At 72.4% G+C, this 19239-nt stretch carries 17 protein-coding genes; 7 read left to right on the top strand and 10 right to left on the bottom strand.

The genetic code is table 11. The annotated features are described in order from the left end of the window. Nucleotides 1-182 precede the first annotated feature (182 nt). The 8 genes from JOD49_RS18980 to JOD49_RS18945 form a co-directional block, all read right to left on the bottom strand. Nucleotides 183-902: a vitamin K epoxide reductase family protein gene (locus JOD49_RS18980; protein ID WP_205308542.1), complete on the bottom strand. Its 720-nt coding sequence runs from the start codon at nucleotides 900-902 to the stop codon at nucleotides 183-185. A gap of 194 nt (nucleotides 903-1096) precedes the next feature. Next, nucleotides 1097-2287: an MFS transporter gene (locus tag JOD49_RS18975; RefSeq protein ID WP_239526815.1), complete on the bottom strand. Its 1191-nt coding sequence runs from the start codon at nucleotides 2285-2287 to the stop codon at nucleotides 1097-1099. 233 nt (nucleotides 2288-2520) lie between these two features. Then, entirely contained in the window at nucleotides 2521-3225 is a 705-nt protein-coding gene (locus JOD49_RS18970; RefSeq protein WP_307822648.1) for a metal-dependent transcriptional regulator, read from the bottom strand. Nucleotides 3226-3337: 112 nt separating this feature from the next. Beyond that, nucleotides 3338-4240 carry a metal ABC transporter permease gene (locus JOD49_RS18965; RefSeq protein ID WP_205308540.1) on the bottom strand — a complete coding sequence of 301 codons (903 nt, stop codon included), beginning with the start codon at nucleotides 4238-4240 and terminating at the stop codon, nucleotides 3338-3340. Continuing rightward, nucleotides 4237-5169, bottom strand: a complete 933-nt coding sequence (locus JOD49_RS18960) for a metal ABC transporter ATP-binding protein (RefSeq protein ID WP_205308539.1) — start codon at nucleotides 5167-5169, stop codon at nucleotides 4237-4239. The genes JOD49_RS18965 and JOD49_RS18960 overlap by 4 nt, the downstream gene beginning before the upstream one ends. A 110-nt stretch (nucleotides 5170-5279) precedes the next feature. Then, nucleotides 5280-6248: a metal ABC transporter substrate-binding protein gene (locus tag JOD49_RS18955; RefSeq protein ID WP_205308538.1), complete on the bottom strand. Its 969-nt coding sequence runs from the start codon at nucleotides 6246-6248 to the stop codon at nucleotides 5280-5282. 64 nt (nucleotides 6249-6312) lie between these two features. Then, complete coding sequence (locus tag JOD49_RS18950; RefSeq protein WP_205308537.1) at nucleotides 6313-7029, bottom strand: YceI family protein; 717 nt, start codon at nucleotides 7027-7029, stop codon at nucleotides 6313-6315. 323 nt (nucleotides 7030-7352) lie between these two features. Then, nucleotides 7353-8927 (bottom strand): MFS transporter, encoded by a 1575-nt coding sequence (locus JOD49_RS18945; protein WP_372441343.1) that lies wholly within the window; start codon nucleotides 8925-8927, stop codon nucleotides 7353-7355. Between the two features lie 104 nt (nucleotides 8928-9031). On the opposite strand from JOD49_RS18945, the gene JOD49_RS20600 reads away from it, so the two are divergent. Continuing rightward, on the top strand, nucleotides 9032-9601 hold the full coding sequence (locus JOD49_RS20600) for a TetR/AcrR family transcriptional regulator (protein ID WP_205308536.1): 570 nt from the start codon (nucleotides 9032-9034) through the stop codon (nucleotides 9599-9601). Nucleotides 9602-10106: 505 nt separating this feature from the next. Here JOD49_RS20600 and JOD49_RS18935 read toward each other — a convergent pair. Both JOD49_RS18935 and JOD49_RS18930 read right to left on the bottom strand, forming a co-directional pair. Next, nucleotides 10107-10739 (bottom strand): SGNH/GDSL hydrolase family protein, encoded by a 633-nt coding sequence (locus tag JOD49_RS18935; protein WP_205308535.1) that lies wholly within the window; start codon nucleotides 10737-10739, stop codon nucleotides 10107-10109. Continuing rightward, complete coding sequence (locus JOD49_RS18930; RefSeq protein WP_205308534.1) at nucleotides 10736-11512, bottom strand: FadR/GntR family transcriptional regulator; 777 nt, start codon at nucleotides 11510-11512, stop codon at nucleotides 10736-10738. Before JOD49_RS18930 ends, JOD49_RS18935 begins: the two co-directional genes overlap by 4 nt. A gap of 94 nt (nucleotides 11513-11606) precedes the next feature. On the opposite strand from JOD49_RS18930, the gene JOD49_RS18925 reads away from it, so the two are divergent. From JOD49_RS18925 to JOD49_RS18900, 6 genes are all read left to right on the top strand, one after another. Continuing rightward, nucleotides 11607-13232 carry an ABC transporter substrate-binding protein gene (locus JOD49_RS18925; protein WP_239525260.1) on the top strand — a complete coding sequence of 542 codons (1626 nt, stop codon included), beginning with the start codon at nucleotides 11607-11609 and terminating at the stop codon, nucleotides 13230-13232. Between the two features lie 75 nt (nucleotides 13233-13307). Next, nucleotides 13308-14261, top strand: a complete 954-nt coding sequence (locus tag JOD49_RS18920; RefSeq protein ID WP_307822646.1) for an ABC transporter permease — start codon at nucleotides 13308-13310, stop codon at nucleotides 14259-14261. Nucleotide 14262: 1 nt separating this feature from the next. Continuing rightward, complete coding sequence (locus JOD49_RS18915) at nucleotides 14263-16383, top strand: dipeptide/oligopeptide/nickel ABC transporter permease/ATP-binding protein (RefSeq protein WP_205308532.1); 2121 nt, start codon at nucleotides 14263-14265, stop codon at nucleotides 16381-16383. After that, nucleotides 16380-17174 carry an ATP-binding cassette domain-containing protein gene (locus tag JOD49_RS18910; protein ID WP_205308531.1) on the top strand — a complete coding sequence of 265 codons (795 nt, stop codon included), beginning with the start codon at nucleotides 16380-16382 and terminating at the stop codon, nucleotides 17172-17174. The genes JOD49_RS18915 and JOD49_RS18910 overlap by 4 nt, the downstream gene beginning before the upstream one ends. A 71-nt stretch (nucleotides 17175-17245) precedes the next feature. Next, complete coding sequence (locus JOD49_RS18905) at nucleotides 17246-18169, top strand: dihydrodipicolinate synthase family protein (protein ID WP_205308530.1); 924 nt, start codon at nucleotides 17246-17248, stop codon at nucleotides 18167-18169. Further along, entirely contained in the window at nucleotides 18166-19233 is a 1068-nt protein-coding gene (locus JOD49_RS18900) for an ROK family protein (protein WP_205308529.1), read from the top strand. The genes JOD49_RS18905 and JOD49_RS18900 overlap by 4 nt, the downstream gene beginning before the upstream one ends. Nucleotides 19234-19239 lie beyond the last annotated feature (6 nt).

Genomic DNA, 19239 nt, shown 5'->3' with positions numbered 1-19239 from the left:
TGCTCACCCCGCGAGTTTACCGTTCGGCGGGGCGTCGTCCGGCAGGCGGGCGCGGGCTGGACGCCCACGTCCCACCCGGCCCGACGGCGCCGCTCGCCCGCCGTGCCGGGGCGCCACGTCCGCCCGCGTCGGGGTCGGGCGGACATGGCCGGCGACCGCGGACGAACGCGGGCGGGAACCGGTCAGACCGCCTGGAGGTACTCGACGATCGTGGGGCCCATCTCGAGGAAGACCCAGGCGACGAGGAGCACGTAGAGCACCGCGAGGAGCGTGCCCTTGTTGTCGACGATCACACGGCGAACCCCCTCGGAGACCTTCAGGTGTCCCTCCTGGACGGCGTGCACCACCTGGAACCAGAAGATCGGCAGCATCGCGGCCCACACGACCATGCAGAACGGGCAGAGCACGACGAGCGCGTACAGGCTGGTCCACACGAGGAAGACGACGAGCCCCATGGCGACGGTCGTGACGGCCAGCATCGTGAGCCAGAACCATCGTGGCAGTCGCGCACCGGTGAGCACCACGACACCGATCGTCATGACGACGGGGAAGGCAGCGACGCCGAGGAAGGGGTTGGGGAACCCGAGGAGCGCGCCCTGCCACGACGCCATCGCGGGGCCGCAGTCGAGGAACGGGTTGAGCGAGCACGCCGCGACGTGGTCGGGGTCGATGAGCTTGAGGTAGCGCTCGATCGAGAGCCAGGCTGCGCCGACCAGTCCGACGGCACCTGCGACGAGAAGCACCCATCCGAGGGCTCGAGGGGTGAGGTTCTTCGCGTCGGCTCCCCGGAGGAGGTCGTCACGCTCGTCGCCGGTGGCGTCGTCGACAGCGGACCGGTCTCGGTCGGGGGTCGTGCCCGGGGTGCGCCGGGTGCGGGAAGGACGGGTGGGGCTCTCGCTCACGAACCGCTCCTGAGGGTCTGCGTGTGCGCTTCCGGCACACAGGTGCGCTCAAGGTACCGGCGATCTCTGGGGTTTGGCTGGATGTGTCGCCCCTCGTCGCACGACGGACGGCGGACCGCTCGGTCGTGCAGGGTCGTGGCGGGGTGTGCTGCCACCCGCGCGGGGGCCGATCGGCCCCCGCGCGGCGACGCGACTCAGGACGCGGCGACGGCCTCGGCCTCGTTCTCGGTGACGGCGGGCTCGCCCTCCCGGACGTGCGCGACGCGCTGCCGCCCGAACAGGACGATGATCGCGAGGCCGGCGAGCGTGAGCGCGAGCCCGGTCCAGGCGAGGTCGAGGTAGCCCCAGCCCGCGGCGATGACGAGGCCGCCGAGGAACGCGCCGTTGGCGTTGCCGACGTTGAGGGCCGAGTGGCACAGCGCGGCGCCGAGCGAGGGAGCACCGGGAGAGAGGTCCATGAGCCGGGTCTGGAGCGCGAGGCCCAGGATCTGCGAGGTCACGCCCAGCAGGAACAACGACGCGACCGCGGGCACCACGCTCTGGCCGGTGAGCGCGAACGCGACCAGGGCCACGGCCGTCGAGCCGAAGCCGATCCATACGGTGCGCAGGACGTCCTTGTCGGCGAGCCGTCCGCCGACGACGGTCCCGAGCGTCATGCCGAGGCCGAAGATCGCGAGGACCACGGGGACGACCCCGAGCGAGAGCCCGGTGACCTCGGTCAGCGTGGGCGCGACGTAGGAGTAGACCGCGAACATGCCGCCGAAGCCGACCGCTCCTCCCACGAAGCTGATCCACAGCGGGCCGTTCCGCAGCGCCGCGAGCTCCTTGCTCACGCTCGACCCGGTGTCGCCCGCGCCTGCCGGGACCCAGCGCCACAGGGCCGCGAGCGTGATGCCGCCCAGGACCCCGATGAGCACGAACGCCGCACGCCAGCCGAGCTGCTGGCCCGCGAACGTCGACAGCGGCACGCCCACGACGTTCGCGATCGTGAGCCCGGTCATCATCATGGCCACGGCGTGGCCGCGCCGTCCGGGTCCGGCGACGGCCGCGCCGACCGCGGCCCCGACGCCGAAGAACGCCCCGTGCGGCAGGCCCGCGAGGAAGCGCCCCGCGATGAGCCCCTCGATGCTGGGGGCGGCGGCCGAGAGCACGTTGCCGAGCGTGTAGGCCAGCATGAGCGCGATGAGCAGCTTCTTGCGCGAGACGCGTGCGGCGAGCACGGTCAGCAGAGGCGCGCCGACCACGACGCCCACGGCGTAGGCCGTGATGGCGTGCCCGGTGACCGGGATGGTCGCGCCGAGGTCGGCCGCGATGTCGGGGAGGAGGCCCATGGTCGCGAACTCGGTCGTGCCGATCGTGAAGCCGCCCGCGGCGAGCGCGAGCAGCGCGAGCCCGGTGGTCCGCGCACCTCGGGGCGAGCCGCCCCTGCCCGCCCGACGGCGTCGCGCTCCCGGGGCGGGCGCGTCGGCGTGGGGGGCGGTCGAGCCGGGCAGGCCGGTGCTGTCGACGGTCAAGGCGGGACCCTTTCGAGGGTGTTCGGGAGCAGGATGCGGTGGATCGAATCGATTCGAGCCGGTCGCTGGCACCGTCGGCAGCGTGAAGCGGGAAGAACGCCAGTCTAGACCGGGCCGCGGTCCCCCGCGAGGGCCTGCGGCACGACCCACACGCGGGACGCCGCCGGGAGCCCCAGGTGCACGGGGCTCTCGTCGCTCCCCCACGTGATGGCCATGGTGCCCGCGTACTCGCGCCGCTCGTGCACGCAGACCTCGGCGTCGAGCCCCAGCCCCAGCTCCGCGAGATAGCGCAGCACGTCCGGGTCCGAGTCAGAGATCCGCGCGACGACCGCGCACGCCCCCGCGTCGAGCTCCGAGAGCCGGATCGCCGCCGGGCGCGGGACATGACCCGAGGCCGTCGGGATGGGGTCGCCGTGCGGGTCGCGCGTCGGGTGGCCGAGCAGCGCGTCGATGCGGTCGAGCATGAGGTCCGAGACCGCGTGCTCGAGGACCTCGGCCTCGTCGTGCACCTCGTCCCACGAGTACCCCAGCTCCGAGACCAGGTACGTCTCGAGGATGCGGTGCCGCCGGACCATGGCGACCGCGTGCGCGCGCCCCAGGTCCGTGAGCTCGATCGCGCCGTAGCGCGCGTGCACCAGCAGGCCCTGCGAGGACAGTCGACGCACGGTCTCCGAGACCGTCGAGGCCCCGACACCGAGGCGGTCCGCGAGGAGCTTCGTGGTCACGGGCTCGTCGGACCACTCCTGCGCCGACCACACCACCTTGAGGTAGTCCTGGGCGACTGAGGTCAGGTCGAGGGGATGGTCCACGGCGCTCACTCTATTTCACGGCTCTCCACGGGGGCCGGGCGGACCGAGGTCCGGACGCCCCGGCGCACCTCGGCACCGGTCGACCGCCCGCACAGCACCCACCCCGGCCCGCTCACCCGGCGACCAGCTCCGCGGGCTCGCGCTCCGCCGTCGGGCCCACGGCCTGCGCCACGCGCGGGCGCCGCGCCAGGTGCACCACGTACGCGACCGCGAACACCACGCCCTGCGCCACCACGATCGTCGCGGCGCTCGCCGTGTCGAGGTAGTAGCTCGCGTAGATCCCGACGACCGCGCACCCCACCGCGACGAGCGGTGCGACCACGAGCATGCGCGACATGCGGTCGACCAGCAGGTAGGCCGTCGCCCCCGGCGTGATGACCAGGGCGACGACGAGCACGACCCCGACCGCCTGGAGCGCGACCACCACGGTCAGCGCGAGCGAGCCGAGCAGCAGCGCGGACAACCGGCGCGGCGAGATGCCCACCGCGTGCGCGTGGACCGGGTCGAACGCGAACAACGTCAGGTCCCGTCGCTTGAGCACGAGCACCACGGTCGTCAGCGCCCCCAGCACCACGACCTGCCACAGGTCCGTGTCCGTGATCCCGAGCATGTTGCCGAACAGGATGTGCCCCAGGTCGATCTGGCTCGGCGTGACCGAGACGAGCACGATCCCGATCGCGAACAGCGTCGTGAAGACCACGCCGATCGCCGCGTCCTCCTTGAGCCGGCTCGTGTCCCGGACCGTGCCGATCAGCGCGACCGCCCCGATCCCGAACACGAGCGCACCCACCGCGAACGGCACCCCCACGATGTAGGACAGCACGACGCCCGGCAGCACCGCGTGCGAGACCGCGTCGCCGAGCAGCGACCAGCCGATCATGATGAGCCAGCAGCTCAGGAGCGCGCACACGATGCTCGCGACGACCGCGACCAGCAGCGCTCGCTGCACGAACTCGTACTCGAGGGGCGCCGCGAGCCACGTCCCCGCGGCGGCGAGCAGGTCGAGCGGGTTCATCGGGCGGCTCCTTCGGTCGTCGCGGAGCCGTGCGGCGCCGACAGGGGGGACGGGGCGGGTGCGGCGCCGTCGGCCGGGTCGGCGCCGTCGGCCGGGTCGGCCGGGTCGGCCGGGTCGGCCGGGTCGGCCGGGTCGGCCGGGTCGGTCGTGTCCGTCGTGCCGACCGTGTCCATCGCGCCCCGGGTCGCCGCGAGCGGGTCGATCCCGAACGTGCGGGCGAGGTTCTCGGGGCGCAGCACCACGTCGGGCGGCCCGGTCATGATGACGCGCCGTTGGAGCAGGATCGCGTCGTCGACGAGGTCGGGCAGCGAGGACAGGTCGTGCGTCGAGACGAGCACCGCGACCCCCACGTCCGCGAGCCCGCGCAGCACCGCGGTGATCTGCGCCTCGGAGACCTTGTCGACCCCGGCGAACGGCTCGTCGAGCAGCAGCAGCCGCGCACCCTGCGCGATCGCGCGCGCCACGAAGACCCGCTTGCGCTGGCCGCCGGACAACCGGCCGATCTGGCGGTGCGCGAGGTCCGTGAGCCCCACCCGTTCCAGGGCCTCGGCCACGGCCCGGCGATCCTCGGCGCGCGCACGCCGCGTGGGCCCGAGGCCCCCGTAGCGGCCCATGGTCACGACGTCGCGCACGTCGACCGGGAACGCCCAGTCGACGTCCTCGGACTGCGGCACGTAGCCGACCAGCCCGTCCTTGCGCGCCGCGTCAGCGTCCCGGCCGTAGATCCGCACGTCCCCGGCCCGGGTCACGCCGTTGCCGCGCGTCATGCCCATGACCGAGCGGAACAGCGTCGACTTGCCCGAGCCGTTGGCCCCGATCAGCCCGGTCACGGTGCCGGGCGCGAGCGAGAGCCCCACGTCCTCGAGCGCGAGCACCTCGCGGTAGCGGACGGTGAGCCCGCGGACGTCGAGGGCGGGCGTGGGGTCCATGTGCGGCTCCAGGTCGTCGGGTCGGGCATCTGGTCGGGCGGCGAGCGAGGTGTCGGGTCGGGTGGTGGCCGGGTCACGGGTCTCCCCCACGGTCACCCGGCGAGCGCTCGTCACGACTCGCCCCGCAGCCCGTCGCTGATGACGCGCGCGTCGTGGGCGAGGAGGTCGAGATAGGTGGGGACGACGCCGTCGGGCCGGGACAGCGAGTCGACGTAGAGCGTGCCCGCGTAGGTCGCACCCGTCTCCGCGGCGACCTGCCGCTGGGCCGCGGCCGAGACCGTCGTCTCGCAGAACACGGCGCGCACGTCGTTGTCCCGGACGTAGTCGATGACGCGCGCGACCTGCTGCGGCGTGCCCTGCTGGTCGGCGTTGACGGGCCACAGGAACTTCTCGTCGAGCCCGACGTCGCGCGCCAGGTAGGAGAAGGCCCCCTCGCACGTGACGAGCGCGCGCGAGCCGGCCGGGACCTGGTCGACCTCGGCCGCGAGCTCACGACCCACGGCGTCGATGCGCTCGGCGTAGTCGGCTGCGTTCGCGCGGTAGTCCGCCGCGTGCGCGGGGTCGGCCGCGGCGAAGGCCTCGCCGATGTTGCGCGCGTAGATCGCGCCGTTGACGGGCGACATCCAGGCGTGCGGGTTGGGGCGCCCGTCGTACGCGCCGGAACCGATCTCGATCACCTCGACGCCCTCGGAGACCGTGACGTGCGGAGCGTCGAGCCGCGCGACGAACGGTTCGAACCACTTCTCGAGCCCGAGCCCGTTGTCCAGGACCAGGTCAGCGCTCGCGGCGCGGCGCAGGTCCGCGGGTGTGGGCTCGTAGCCGTGGATCTCGGCGCCGACCTTGGTCAGGGACGCGACCTCGACGTGGTCCCCACCGACCTCGCGGGCCATGTCCGCCAGGACGGTGAAGGTGGTCAGGACCTGCAGGGGCCCGACGGCGTCGCTCGCCCCGGCGACGAGGCCCTCCCCCGGCGCGGCCTCGCCCTGGGGGCTGCCGGCGGTGCAGCCTGCGACGAGGAACAGTGCGGTGAGCCCTCCGAGGAAGGGTGTCACCCCTCGACGAAGTTGAAAGTTCGGCATACCGAACTTTAACCACGAGCGGGGTCCGGCGTCGACCCCCGCAGGGTCCGGCGGCGAGCCGGAGTCAGGGAGCCGGGGTCTGGACCGCCGCGCCCCGCTCGAGCCGGAGGAGCATCTCGACCGTCCCCGACGGGTCGAGCGTCACGAACGGCAGCTCCGGCACGTGCACGCCGTAGTCGGCGAACGTCACCGGGATGGCTCCGCTCACCTGGACCCCGTCACCCGACCGCCTCGCCTCGAGCGTCACGTTCACCGGCTCGGTCACGTCCCGGATCGTGAGGGTGCCCCGCGCCGTGATCGTCAAGGGCTCGTCCCGGTTCTCGATCCCCGTGAGATCGACCGGTTCGGTGAGGATGAACACCGCGTTGGGAAACACCTCGGTCTCGAGGATGCGCCGGAACGCGTCGTCGCGCACCACGCTGTCGCTCGCGATCGAGGCCGTGTCCACCGTGACGTCGGCCCGGGCGAGCTCGCCGTCCGTGACCACGAGCGTCCCACCCACTGCCTCGGTGCGGCCCACGACCGTGCCCTTCTCGCCGGAGAGGACCTCCTCGACCCGGTACCCCGCCTGGGAGCCAGGGCTCACGACCCACGTACCGTCCGGGTCGAACGGTCCAGGATCCGGCGACTCGGTCGGCAGGGCGCTCTCGCCCGGGGTCTGGAGACCGAGCGGAGGGGGCGGGTTGCCCGCCGAGATGCGGGCGACGACGTACGGCCCGGCGAGCACGATCACCAGCGCCGCGACGACCGCGACGAGGATCCACCGGGCACCTCTGCTCATGCCCCGTATTCTGCCGTGCCGCGTGCCGACTTCCGGACCGTCGAGGTCCGATTCACCGGGTCCGGCAGGATCGCTCACGGGTCCCTCACCGCTCGGCGCCTCGCGAGGGCCCCGCCCCGACGTCCAGCAGCATCCGGCGCACGTCGACGCCGGATCCTCCGGCCACGGGCGCACCGAGGCCGTCGGGCCCGACCAGCACGCGTCGGGCCCCGTGGGACGGGGTGGTGCGAAGGCGACTCATCACCTCTCACACTTCCCGATCCCCCACCCGGATGCCAGTGGGCACGCTCACAGGCACCCGGGTGAATGTCCGGCGCGGAGGATCAGGCCCGCGCGGAGCGCAGCGCCACGAGCGCGATCGTGGCCGCCACGAGCATGAGCCCGAAGCCGATCCACGACGTGGTCCCCACGCCGCTGCCGAAGGCCTCGTGAGCCGAGGCCAGCAGTGCCTGGGCCTGATCCGTGGGCAGGGTCTCGGCGACCTGCGTCGCGCCGCCGAGGGTCTCGGCGGCAGCGGTCGCGTCCGCGGCGGGCACCCCGTCGGGCACGACGACGTTGCGGTGGTAGGACGCCGTGAGGATGCTCCCGAGGACGGCCGTGCCCAGCACGGCGCCGACCTCGTACGCGGTCTCCGAGATCGCCGAGGCAGCCCCTGCCTTGTCCGCGGGGACGGCCGAGACGATCAGGTCGTTCGACACGGTCTCGGCCGCGCCGATCCCGATCGCGAGGACCACGAACGCGACGACGAGCACCGTGAGCGTGCTCGAACCCGCGCTCAGAGCCACGATCGCGTAGCCCGCGGCGGCGAACAGGAGTGCGACACCGACCACGAACGACGGGCGAACCCTGCGCACCACCCGCACGACGAGCAGGCCCGCGACGATCATCGCGGCCAGTCCCGGCAGCAGCGCGTAGCCGGCCTTCATGGGGCTCAGGCCGAGGACGAGCTGGACGTCCTGCGACACGAAGAACAGGAAGCCCACGAGCGAGAACACCGACAGCAGGTTGATCACGACCGCACCGGAGAACTCGCCCCGGCGGAACAGGCGGACGTCGATCATGGGGTCGGGTCGCCCGAGCTGACGACGCACGAACACCCACCCGGCGACGATCCCGAGGACGATCGCACCCACGGCGAGCGCGTTGGGTCCGGACTTGGCGAGGGTCTTGATGCCGAGCACGATCGGCGCCATGGTCGCCATCGAGAGCACGATCGAGACGACGTCGACCCGGCCGGGGTTCGCGTCCTTGGACTCGGGCACGAAGATCGGCGCGAGGACCAGGAGGAGCAGCAGCACGGGGACCGCGAGCAGGAAGACCGAGCCCCACCACGAGTGCTCGAGCAGGAAACCGCCCGCGATCGGGCCGATCGCGTTGCCGGCAGCGAAGCCTGCGGCCCAGATGGCGATCGCGAGCCGGCGCTCCTCACGGTCGGTGAAGATGTTGCGCAGCAGCGAGAGCGTCGGCGGCATGATCATGGCGCCGAAGAACCCGAGCCCTGCCCGCGACGCGACCAGCGCCTCGGCGCTCGGCGCGTAGGCCGCGACGACCGAGACCGCGGCGAAGCCGACGGCTCCGACGAGCAGCAGCCTGCGCCGCCCGATGCGGTCGGCGAACGAGCCCATCGAGACGAGCAGCCCGGCGAGCACGAGCGGGTAGATGTCGATCATCCACAGCAGCTGGGTCCCCGTGGGGCGCAGGGCCTCGGAGATCTGCGGCAGCGCGAAGGTGAGCACCGTGTTGTCGATCGAGACGAGCAGCACGGGGAGCATGAGCACGGCGAGCGCGACCCACCGGCGGCTGCGGGTCAGCGGCGTACCGGAGGTCGCGGGGTCGGTCGAGGCGCCCTGGGGGCCGTTCGGGTCCCGGGGCGTCCGGTTGTCCTGGACGAGAGTCACGGGAGCAGTCCTTTCACGTACGAGGACGGCTGGGGCGGCGCTGTGGCGCCGGACTGCCAACCGTCCAGACGGTACAGTAACCGACCGGACGGTACACTTTCAAGATGCCGCCGCCCCCTGCCGCTCGCGCCAAGGTCCTCGAGGCATTCGCCACCCTTCTCGTCACCCAGGGAGAGCGGGCAGCCACGCTCGACGCGGTCGCCGCCGAGGCCGGCGTCTCCAAGGGCGGCCTGCTCTACCACTTCGGCTCCAAGGTCGCGCTCGCCGAAGGTCTCATGAGGCTCCTGCGCGACCTGACCGCCGCAGACGTCGAGACCATGCGCTCGTGGCCCGCCGGGCCGGTCGACTACTTCATCAGGACGTCCGCCGACTCCGACAGCGGCTTCGAGCTCGTCTACGTCGCCGTCTCACGGCTCGCGCAAGGCAGCTACCCGCAGGCCCGCGCCGCGCTCGACGACGCCCACGACGCCTGGACCGGCGCCGTGCTCGAGGTCGTCGGCGACCCCGTCCTCACCCGGGCGATCATGCTCATCGGCGACGGCCTCTACGCACAGGCCAGCGAGCACTTCGCGAGCGGCGCAGCCCCCTCGGCGGCGAACCAGGACCGGGCCGGTTCGATCGACGACCTCCTCGCGCTGATCGACGAGATGGTCGCGCTGCGCTCCAGGAGCTGACCCGGCGGTCGACGGTCCGCCACCCTCGAGCACCGGACGGCCGACGGGTCCGCGAACCGGTGCGACGCCGTCGGGCACCGGACAGGGCGGCACCGAGCAGGGCCGGACGGCGCAGGAAGAACCGAGCGGGCCCGGACGTGCGGGAGGCGCCGGCCGCCCCCAGTGGCAACCGGCGCCCCGTCCTCCCGCACACCTCATGCGGTCTCCCCACCCTGCACGCAGTGCGGGGAAATCCCGTACCTCGCCCCGGCCCCACGGTCCGTAGCGTGGGGGCGTCCGAGACGACGACGGTCAGGGAGTGCCCAAGGGACACTCAAGGACCAGTGTCCCCCCTCGACCCCGCAACCGCCAGAGCGAACCCCGCACGTGTTGCGCGATGCACATCCTCGGGCGCAGGGTCGCGCGCCGGTCGCCGTGCCGTCGGGGGTCGACGACCCGCAGGCTCAGCCCGGCCGGCGGGCCCAGCCGGCAGGCTCAGCCCAGTCGGCGGGCCCAGCCGGCAGGCTCAGCCCAGCCGGACCACGCCCGTCCACGCCTCGGCGAGCAGGTCGTGCCCCGCCGGTGTGGGGTGCACACCGTCGTACGCCCAGGCTTGCGGACCGAGCCCGCTCGTGGCGACGGCCTGCGCGAACGGCCCGTCGGTCGCCACGAGCGCCAGCCCGTACTCGGCCGCGAGCCGCCGCACGACCTGGATCTTGGGATCCAGGTCCTCTCGCCAGCCCCACTGCTCCGGCCGGACCGGCACCAGGAAGGGCTCGACCAGGACGATCGCCGCGCCGGGTGCTCCGACGCGGGTCCGGTCGAGCAGGTCGCGATAGCCGGCCTCGAAGGCACCGGCGCTCGTCGCCTCGCCCCGGTCGTACCGGCGCCACGTGTCGTTGATCCCGATCTTGATCGACACGAGATCCGGCGCGAGCGCGAGGACGTCCTCGTCCCACCGGGCCTGCAGGTCCACGACCCGGTGGCCACCCACGCCACGGTTGAGCACCTCGATCCCGTGCCGCCCGCACACGCCCGCGACCCGGGCCGCGTAGCCGTGCCCGAGCCCGAACTCGCCCTCCGTGAGCCGCCCGGCGTCGGTGATGGAGTCACCGATCAGGACCACCCGCGCACCGGGGGCCAGCAGCGGGCGGCTCATGCAGTGCTCGCTGCTGCGGCGGCGGCGCGCTCGGCCTCGACCGTGGCCGCCACCTGACGCAGGGCGTCCTGGAGCGGCGCGTAGTGCGCGAGGACCGCGGCGCGGTACGCGTCGGCGTCCCCGGCCTCGGCGGCCCGCAGCATCGCCCCGTGCGCCTTCGCGGTGAGGTCGATCTGCTCGGGGGCCGGGAGCCCCAGCTTGGGCGAGACCACCTGGTGCACGTCCCAGAACGCGGTGCCGAGCTGCGCGACGAGGAAGTTGTCGAGGTGCGCGAGCAGGTGCGAGTGGAACTCGCGGTCCTCCTCGAAGAAGTCCTCGCCCTTCTGCGCCTTGCGCTCCATCGCGGCGACGAGGCTCTCGAGGTCGGGGTTCGACGTGCCGGCCATCTCCGTGACGATCTGCTCGGCCATCGACAGGTCGAGCGCCTGGCGCACCTCGACCACCTCGCGCAGCGCCGAGAAGTCGTCGCCCGGGATCAGGACCCCACGGAACACGAGCCCCTCGACCAGGGGCTTGAGCGAGAGCTGCCCCACGTACGTGCCGTAGCCGTGCCGCACCTCGACGATGTCGAGGGCCGCGAGGGTCCTGATCGCCTCGCGGACGTTGGACCGGCTGACCCCGAGGAGCGAGCACAGCTCGGCCTCGGTCGGCAGCAGATCACCGGGTCGCAGGTGGGCCCGCAGGATGTAGTCCTTGATCTGTTCGGTAGTCGTCGGGGGACGCACCCCCTGACCTCCGAAGCCCAGATGTGACACGGGCTCGGTAGCTGTCATGCGCCTTGACCTCCTCAGAAATTGCCTCTACGGTTCAACCCTACCAGCGTCAGACATCAGACGTCCTATATCTGGAGAGTTCATGGCTACCTCGATGGCGAATAGCACGAACGCGACCGACACCTCTCGCCGGAGCTTCCTCAAGCTCGCCGGCGTGATCGGCGCAGGAGCGGTGATCGCGGGCACGATCGCCGCCTGTGGCGGACCCGCGTCCACCTCGGCCGACCCGCAGACCACCCCCGCCGGCAGCGGGACCAAGCCCAACCTCGACGGCACGATCGAGGCGGGCATCTCCTACGCCCTGTCGACCGGCTTCGACCCCATGACGACGTCCGGCGCCGTGACCATGGCCGCCAACTGGCACGTCCTCGAAGGGCTCGTCGAGCTCGACCCGGCAGCCCGCACCCCTTACGCCGCCCTCGGCAAGGAGCTGCCCAAGAAGATCGACGAGACCACGTGGGAGGTCACGCTGCGCGACGGCGCGACGTTCCACGACGGCTCCCCCGTCACGACCGACGACGTGGTGTTCAGCTTCAACCGCGTCCTCGACCCCGCGAACGCCTCGCTGTACTCGCAGTTCCTGCCGTTCCTCGCGTCGGTCGCCGCCAAGGACGACAAGACGGTCACCTTCACGCTCAACTACCCGTTCGGGCTGTTCGTCGACCGCGTCTCGGTCGTCAAGATCGTCCCGAAGGCCATCGTCGAGGCCGACCCCAAGGCCTTCGACTCGCTGCCCGTGGGCTCGGGTCCGTACAAGCTCACGAGCGCGACGGTCGACGACAAGATCACGTTCGAGCGCTTCGACGCCTACAACGGCGCCCGTCCGGCGCTCGCCAAGGCCATGACGTGGAACCTGCTCTCCGACGCGGCCGCTCGCGTGACCGCGGTCGAGTCGGGCCGCGTCCAGTCGATCGAGGACGTGCCCTACCTCGACGTCGACCGCCTCGCGAACGCCGTCACGGTCGAGTCCGTCCAGTCGTTCGGTCTGCTGTTCATGATGTTCGACTGCACCAAGGCGCCGTTCACCGACAAGCGCGTGCGTCAGGCGTTCTTCCACGCGCTCGACATGGACAAGATCATCAGCACGGGCCTGCTCGGCAACGCGACCGCGGCGACCAGCTTCCTGCACAAGGAGCACCCGTCGTACGTCAAGGCCTCGACGGTCTACTCGCACGACCCCGCCAAGGCCAAGAAGCTCCTGGCCGACGCGGGCGTGAGCGGCCTGACGATCACCCTCCTGACGACCGACACGAGCTGGGTCAAGGACGTCGCCCCGCTCATCAAGGAGGACCTCGACGCGGTCGGGATCTCCACGACTCTCGACATCGGCCAGTCCGGCGGTCAGTACAAGAAGGTCGACGACGGCGGGCTCGAGGTCATGGTCGCCCCCGGTGACCCCTCGGTCTTCGGCAACGACCCCGACCTGCTGCTCCGCTGGTGGTACTCGGGCTCGGTGTGGCCGGTCAAGCGCTACCGCTGGGCCAGCACGCCCGAGTTCGCCGAGGTCACGCGCCTGCTGGACCAGGGTGCCGCCGAGCAGGACGCGGCCAAGCAGAAGAAGACCTGGGGCCAGGTCTTCGACATCCTCTCCGACGAGGTCCCGCTGTACCCGCTGCTGCACCGCAAGCTCCCCACGGCCTGGGAGGACTCGGCGCTGACCGGGTTCAAGCCCATCCCCGTGACGGGCCTGTCCTTCCTGGACGTCTCCCGCACCGCCTGACGTCCCCGTGTTCCGGGTGGCGGCGGCGCCCCTCCCTGCGCCGTCGCCACCCACCCCGACCCCGAGGAGTACCGCGTGACCGCGCTCCTACGACTGACCGGACGACGCCTGGTCGCCCTGCCCGTCATGATCCTGGGCATCACCCTGCTCGTCTTCGTCGTCATGCAGTTCGCGCCCAGCGACCAGGCGACCAACGCCCTCGGCGAGTCCGCCACGGACGCGGCCAAGGAGGCCTACCGCGCGGCGAACGGTCTGAACGACCCGATGCTCGTGCAGTACGGCAACTTCCTGGCCGGCCTCGTGCGCGGCGACATGGGCATGACCGTCCCGCCGTCCCAGCCCGTGAACGAGCTCATCGCCAACGCCTTCCCGCTCACGCTCCAGCTCACGTTCATGGGCCTGGCGATCGCCGTCGTGCTCTCGCTCGTGCTCGGCGTGACCGCCGCGCTCTACCGCGACCGCTGGCCCGACCAGGCCATCCGCGTCCTGTCGATCGCGGGCGTCGCGACGCCGTCGTTCTGGCTCGCGATCCTCCTCATCCAGCAGTTCTCGCTACGCCTGGACTGGTTCCCGTCGGGCGGGTACACGAACCCTGCGGACGACTTCGGGATGTTCCTCGCCTCGATGTTCCTGCCCGCGCTCTCGCTCGCGATCCCGGTCGCCGCGTCGCTGACCCGCGTGGTGCGCACCGCGATGGTCGAGGAGCTCGACCGCGACTACGTGCGCACCGCGATCGGCTCGGGCCTGCCCCGCGGCGTGGTCGTCGGGCGAAACGTCCTGCGCAACGCGCTCATCACGCCCATCACGGTGCTCGGCCTGCGCGTCGGCTACCTCATGGGCGGCGCGGTCATCATCGAGGTCATCTTCGACCTGCCGGGCATGGGCAAGCTCATCCTCAACGGCGTGACCGCGAGCGACACGGCCCTGGTGCAGGGAGTGACGCTGACCGTCGCCCTGACCTTCGTGGTCGTCAACATCCTGGTCGACCTCCTCTACCTCGTCGTCAACCCTCGAATCCGGACGGTGTGACATGCGTCGGAAGCTGACAGAACGACTGTCCCGCCCGGGCATGCGCCTTGCCGCGCTCCCCCTGGGTTCCAAGATCGCCCTCGGTTTCGTGCTCCTGGTCGCGCTGCTGGCGATCTTCGCCCCGCTCGTCGCGGCGTACGACCCCCTGCAGTCCGGCACGCCGGCCCAGCCGCCCTCGGGCGAGCACTGGTTCGGCACCGACCGCACGGGGCGCGACATCTTCTCCCGCATCGTCTACGGGGCCCGCTACTCGCTCGTGATCGGCCTCGGTGCGACCGGTGTCGCCCTGATCGCCGGCGCGATCCTCGGCTCGATCGCCGCGACGGCCCACAAGGCCGTGAGCGAGACCCTGATGCGGATCCTCGACATCATCATGGCCTTCCCGGGCATCGCCCTGGCCGTGGTCTTCGTGGCCGTGTGGGGCAAGTCCCTGCCCGTCCTGATCTTCACCATCGCGTTCCTCTACACCCCGCAGATCGCCCGCATCGTCCGGGCCAACGTGCTGAGCCAGTTCGGCGAGGACTACGTGTCGGCCGAGAAGGTCATCGGCGCCCGGACCTCGCTCATCCTGATGAAGCACGTCGCGCGCAACTGCCTCGCCCCGATCATGGTCTTCGCGACCGTCCTGGTCGCCGACGCGATCGTGTTCGAGGCCAGCCTGTCGTTCATCGGCGCGGGCGTGCAGGACCCCGAGCCCTCGTGGGGCAACGTCATCGCCTACGGCCGCAACCTGCTGCTCAACGGCGGCTGGTGGGCGACGTTCTTCCCCGGCATGGCGATCCTCCTGACGGTCCTCTCGCTCAACGTGCTGTCCGAGGGACTCACGGACGCGATGGTCCGCCCCGCGGCCCGCAAGCCGGCCACGGGACACAGCGCGTCCGCCGCGACCGCTGCTGCTGCCGAGGACGCCGCGCACGCGACGGACCCGCTCGCCGAGCCCGACGCCGACGCTCCCCTCGAGTACACGGGCGGCGCCGACCTGCGCGAGCCGCGCGTGCTCGACGAGCTGGTCGACGACACCTCGGTGATCCCCGACCCGGAGATCGCGATCGCGGCGGCCGCCGCGCAGCGCGAGGCCCTCGCGGTCCAGCTCGAGCGCCTGCGCGTCGTCGAGGCCGCCCGCACGGACCGCCTGGTCTACACGGGCGACGCCGCTCCGCTGCTCGAGGTCAAGAACCTCTCGATCCGCTTCCCCGAGCGGCACGGCGAGGTGGCCGTCGTGGACGACATCAGCTTCTCGGTGCGTCCCGGCGAGACCATGGCGCTGGTCGGCGAGTCGGGCTGCGGCAAGTCGCTCACGAGCCTCGCGGTCATGGGCCTGCTGCCCTCGTCCGCGCAGGTCACAGGCGAGATCCTGCTCGACGGCGTGGACCTGCTCACGGCGACCCCGGCCCGCCGCAACGCGCTGCGCGGTCACGAGATGGCCATGGTCTACCAGGACGCGCTGAGCTCGCTCAACCCGTCGATGCTGATCCGCTCGCAGATGGCGCAGCTCGTCACGCGGGGCGGGACGCGCACCGCGGTCGAGCTCCTCGAGCTCGTGGGCCTCGACGCCCAGCGCACGCTCAAGAGCTACCCGCACGAGCTCTCGGGCGGGCAGCGCCAGCGCGTGCTCATCGCCATGGCCCTGACGCGCGACCCGCGACTGGTCGTCGCCGACGAGCCGACCACGGCCCTCGACGTCACGGTCCAGAAGCAGGTCGTGGACCTGCTCAACGAGCTCCGCGAGGAGCTCGGGTTCGCGATGGTCTTCGTGAGCCACGACCTCGCGCTCGTCGCGTCGCTCGCGCACCGCGTGACCGTCATGTACGCGGGCCAGGTCGTCGAGTCGGCGCCCGTGCCGAGCCTGCTCATGAACCCGCAGCACGAGTACACGCGGGGGCTGCTCGGGGCGGTCCTGTCGATCGAGTCGGGCGCGGAGCGCCTGCACCAGATCCCCGGCACGGTCCCCTCGCCGCGCGACTTCGCGACGGGCGACCGCTTCGCTCCCCGGTCCTCGCGGCCGCAGGACGCGTTCGTGCCCCGTCCCCCGTTGCGCACGCTGCCGGGGACCGACCACCGCTACGCCAGCCACACCGAGTCGACCGACAGCGGTCTGCTGGTCCAGGAAGGTGCCCGATGAGCGACGAAACTCCCGTCCTGGAGCTCAAGGACGTGCACGTCGTGCACAAGGCCCGCACGGGCAAGCTCTTCCGCCCGGACCGCGTCCACGCGGTCGCGGGGGTCGACATGGCCGTGCGACGCGGCGAGACCATCGGGATCGTGGGCGAGTCGGGCTGCGGCAAGTCGACGCTCGCGAAGGTCATGGTGGGCCTCCAGGCCCCCACGAGCGGCGACGTCGTGTTCAACGGGCGCAGCGTGCTCAAGCGCAACGCCCGCACCCGCAAGGAGTTCGGGCGCGCGATCTCGATCGTGTTCCAGGACCCGTCGACGGCCCTCAACGGCCGCATGCTGGTGCGCGACATCCTGCGCGACCCGCTCGACGTGCACCAGATCGGCTCACCCCGGGACCGGGAGCGTCGCGTGAGCGAGCTCCTCGACCTCGTGGGCCTGCCCCAGTCGGCTCTCGACGTGCTGCCGAGCCAGGTCTCGGGCGGTCAGCGCCAGCGCGTGGCGATCGCCCGTGCCCTGGCCCTCGACCCGGACGTGATCGTCGCGGACGAGCCCACGTCGGCGCTCGACGTCTCGGTGCGGGCCCAGGTCCTCAACCTCCTGACGGACCTCAAGGCGCGCCTGAACCTCGGGCTCGTGTTCATCTCGCACGACATCCAGACCGTCCGGTACGTCTCGGACCGCATCGCGGTCATGTACTTCGGGAAGGTCGTCGAGGAGGGCACGGCCGAGGAGGTCTTCGACCGCCCGACGAACGACTACACCCGGACCCTGCTCGGCGCCGCGCCGACCCTGCTCTGACGGTCCCCCATCCACCCGGTGCCGGGCGGACGTTCCCGCCCGGCACCACCGCACCATCCTTGGAGTCCGCTGTGCCCACCACGACCACCTTCTCCGGTGTCATCCCTCCCGTCGTCACCCCGCTCACGGCCGACGGCGAGCTCGACCGCGCGTCGTTCGAGCGCCTCATCACGAGCCAGCTCGACGCGGGCGTGCACGGCCTGTTCGTGCTCGGCTCGTCGGGCGAGGTCGCGTACCTCGACGACGCCCGCCGCTCCCAGGTCATGGAGGCCGCGGTCGAGATCACCGCGGGCCGCGTGCCCGTCATGGCGGGCGTGATCGACCTGACGACGCGCCGCGTCGAGGACCAGGTCCGCCGCGCGGTCGACGCGGGCGTCGACGCGGTCGTCGCGACCGCTCCGCTGTACATCCGCACGAACGACGACGAGATCGAGCGTCACTTCCGCGGCGTGGCCGCGGCGAGCGACCTGCCGCTGTTCGCGTACGACGTCCCGGTCTGCGTGCACTCGAAGCTCGACCTGGGCATGCTGGTCCGCCTGGGCTCCGAGGGTGTCATCGCGGGCGTCAAGGACTCGAGCGGCGACGACGTCGGCTTCCGCCGCCTGGTCGCGGCGAACCGTGCCGCGGGCAGCCCGCTGCGCCTGTTCACGGGGCACGAGGTCGTCGTCGACGGCATGCTCCTGCTCGGTGCGGACGGCGTCGTGCCGGGCCTCGGCAACGTCGACCCGGCGGGCTACGTGCGCCTGTGGGACGCGGCGCAGGCCGGCGACTGGGCCCGGGCCCGCGACGAGCAGGACCGTCTCGCGTCCCTGTTCGAGATCGTCTTCCAGCCCCGCGGCTACAGCGGCGGCGCGAGCGGCCTGGGCGCGTTCAAGACGTCGCTGCAGCTCCTCGGCGTGATCGGGTCCAACGTCATGACGACCCCGGCCCCCGCCCTGGAGGGCGAGGTCGTGGACCAGATCAAGGTGATCCTCGCGGAGGCCGGGCTGCTGTGAGCGTCCCGACCAGCCACCGCACCGCCGTCGGGGTCGACCTGGGCGGTACCAAGATCGCCGCGGGTCTCGTCCGCGACGACGGCACGGTCCTCGCCCGGGCCGGGGTCCCCACCCCGGCCCGGGAGGGGGCGGCCGCGATCCTCGACGCGGTCGCGCGCCTGGTCGCGCTCCTCCTGCCCGACGGCGCCGACGCACCCGAGGTCTCCGGCTCGCCCGAGGTCCTGGTCGGGGTGGGCATCGGTTCGGCCGGGGTCATCGACTCCGGCCGCGGCCGGGTCGTGGCGGCGACCGACGCCCTGACGGGCTGGGCCGGGGCCGACCTCGCGGGTGGGGTCGCCTCGCGGCTCCTGGCCGCAGGCGGGGCCGCGGCGGGCCTGCCCGTGCACACCGACAACGACGTGCACGCCCACGCGCTGGGCGAGCACTGGCTGGGGGCGTGCGCGGGGACGCGGACCGCGCTCGTGGTGGCGGCGGGCACCGGGGTCGGGGCCACGCTCCTGCTCGACGGCACGCCCCAGCACGGCGCCCGCCACGTGGCCGGGCACCTGGGGCACCTGCCCGCGGCCGAGGCGGCGGGTCTGCTGTGCACGTGCTCGCGCACGGGGCACCTCGAGGCCATCGCGTCGGGGCCCGCGCTGCACGCCCTGTACCTGCGCCTCGGCGGCGACCCCACGGTCGCCACGGCCCGGGTCGTGTGCCAGCTCACCGACGTCGACCCGGTCGCGCACCAGGCCGTGGTCCTCGCGGCCACGGCACTGGGCCGGACCGTGGGCGGTGTCGCGAACATGCTCGACCCCGAGGTCGTCGTGATCAGCGGCGGCCTCGCAGGAGCCGGGAGCCTGTGGTGGGACACCCTGTCCGCCGCGGTCGCGTCCGAGCTCATGCCCGCGCTCGACGGCCTGCCCGTCGTGACCGCGACCCTCGGGGGCGACGCCGCCGTCCTGGGTGCGGCGCGGCTCGCGTTCGTCGCGCACGAGGCGCGCGGGACGGCCGTCGCGCCGGGCGTGCCCGTCCACCACGGCCCTGCGGCCGCTGCACCGCTCCCCTCTCTCACCACCCCGTGACAACCG

The organism is Oerskovia jenensis, from assembly GCF_016907235.1.
GTDB classification, from domain to species: Bacteria; Actinomycetota; Actinomycetes; order Actinomycetales; family Cellulomonadaceae; genus Oerskovia; species Oerskovia jenensis.
This window is presented reverse-complemented; position numbering and strand designations above follow the sequence as displayed.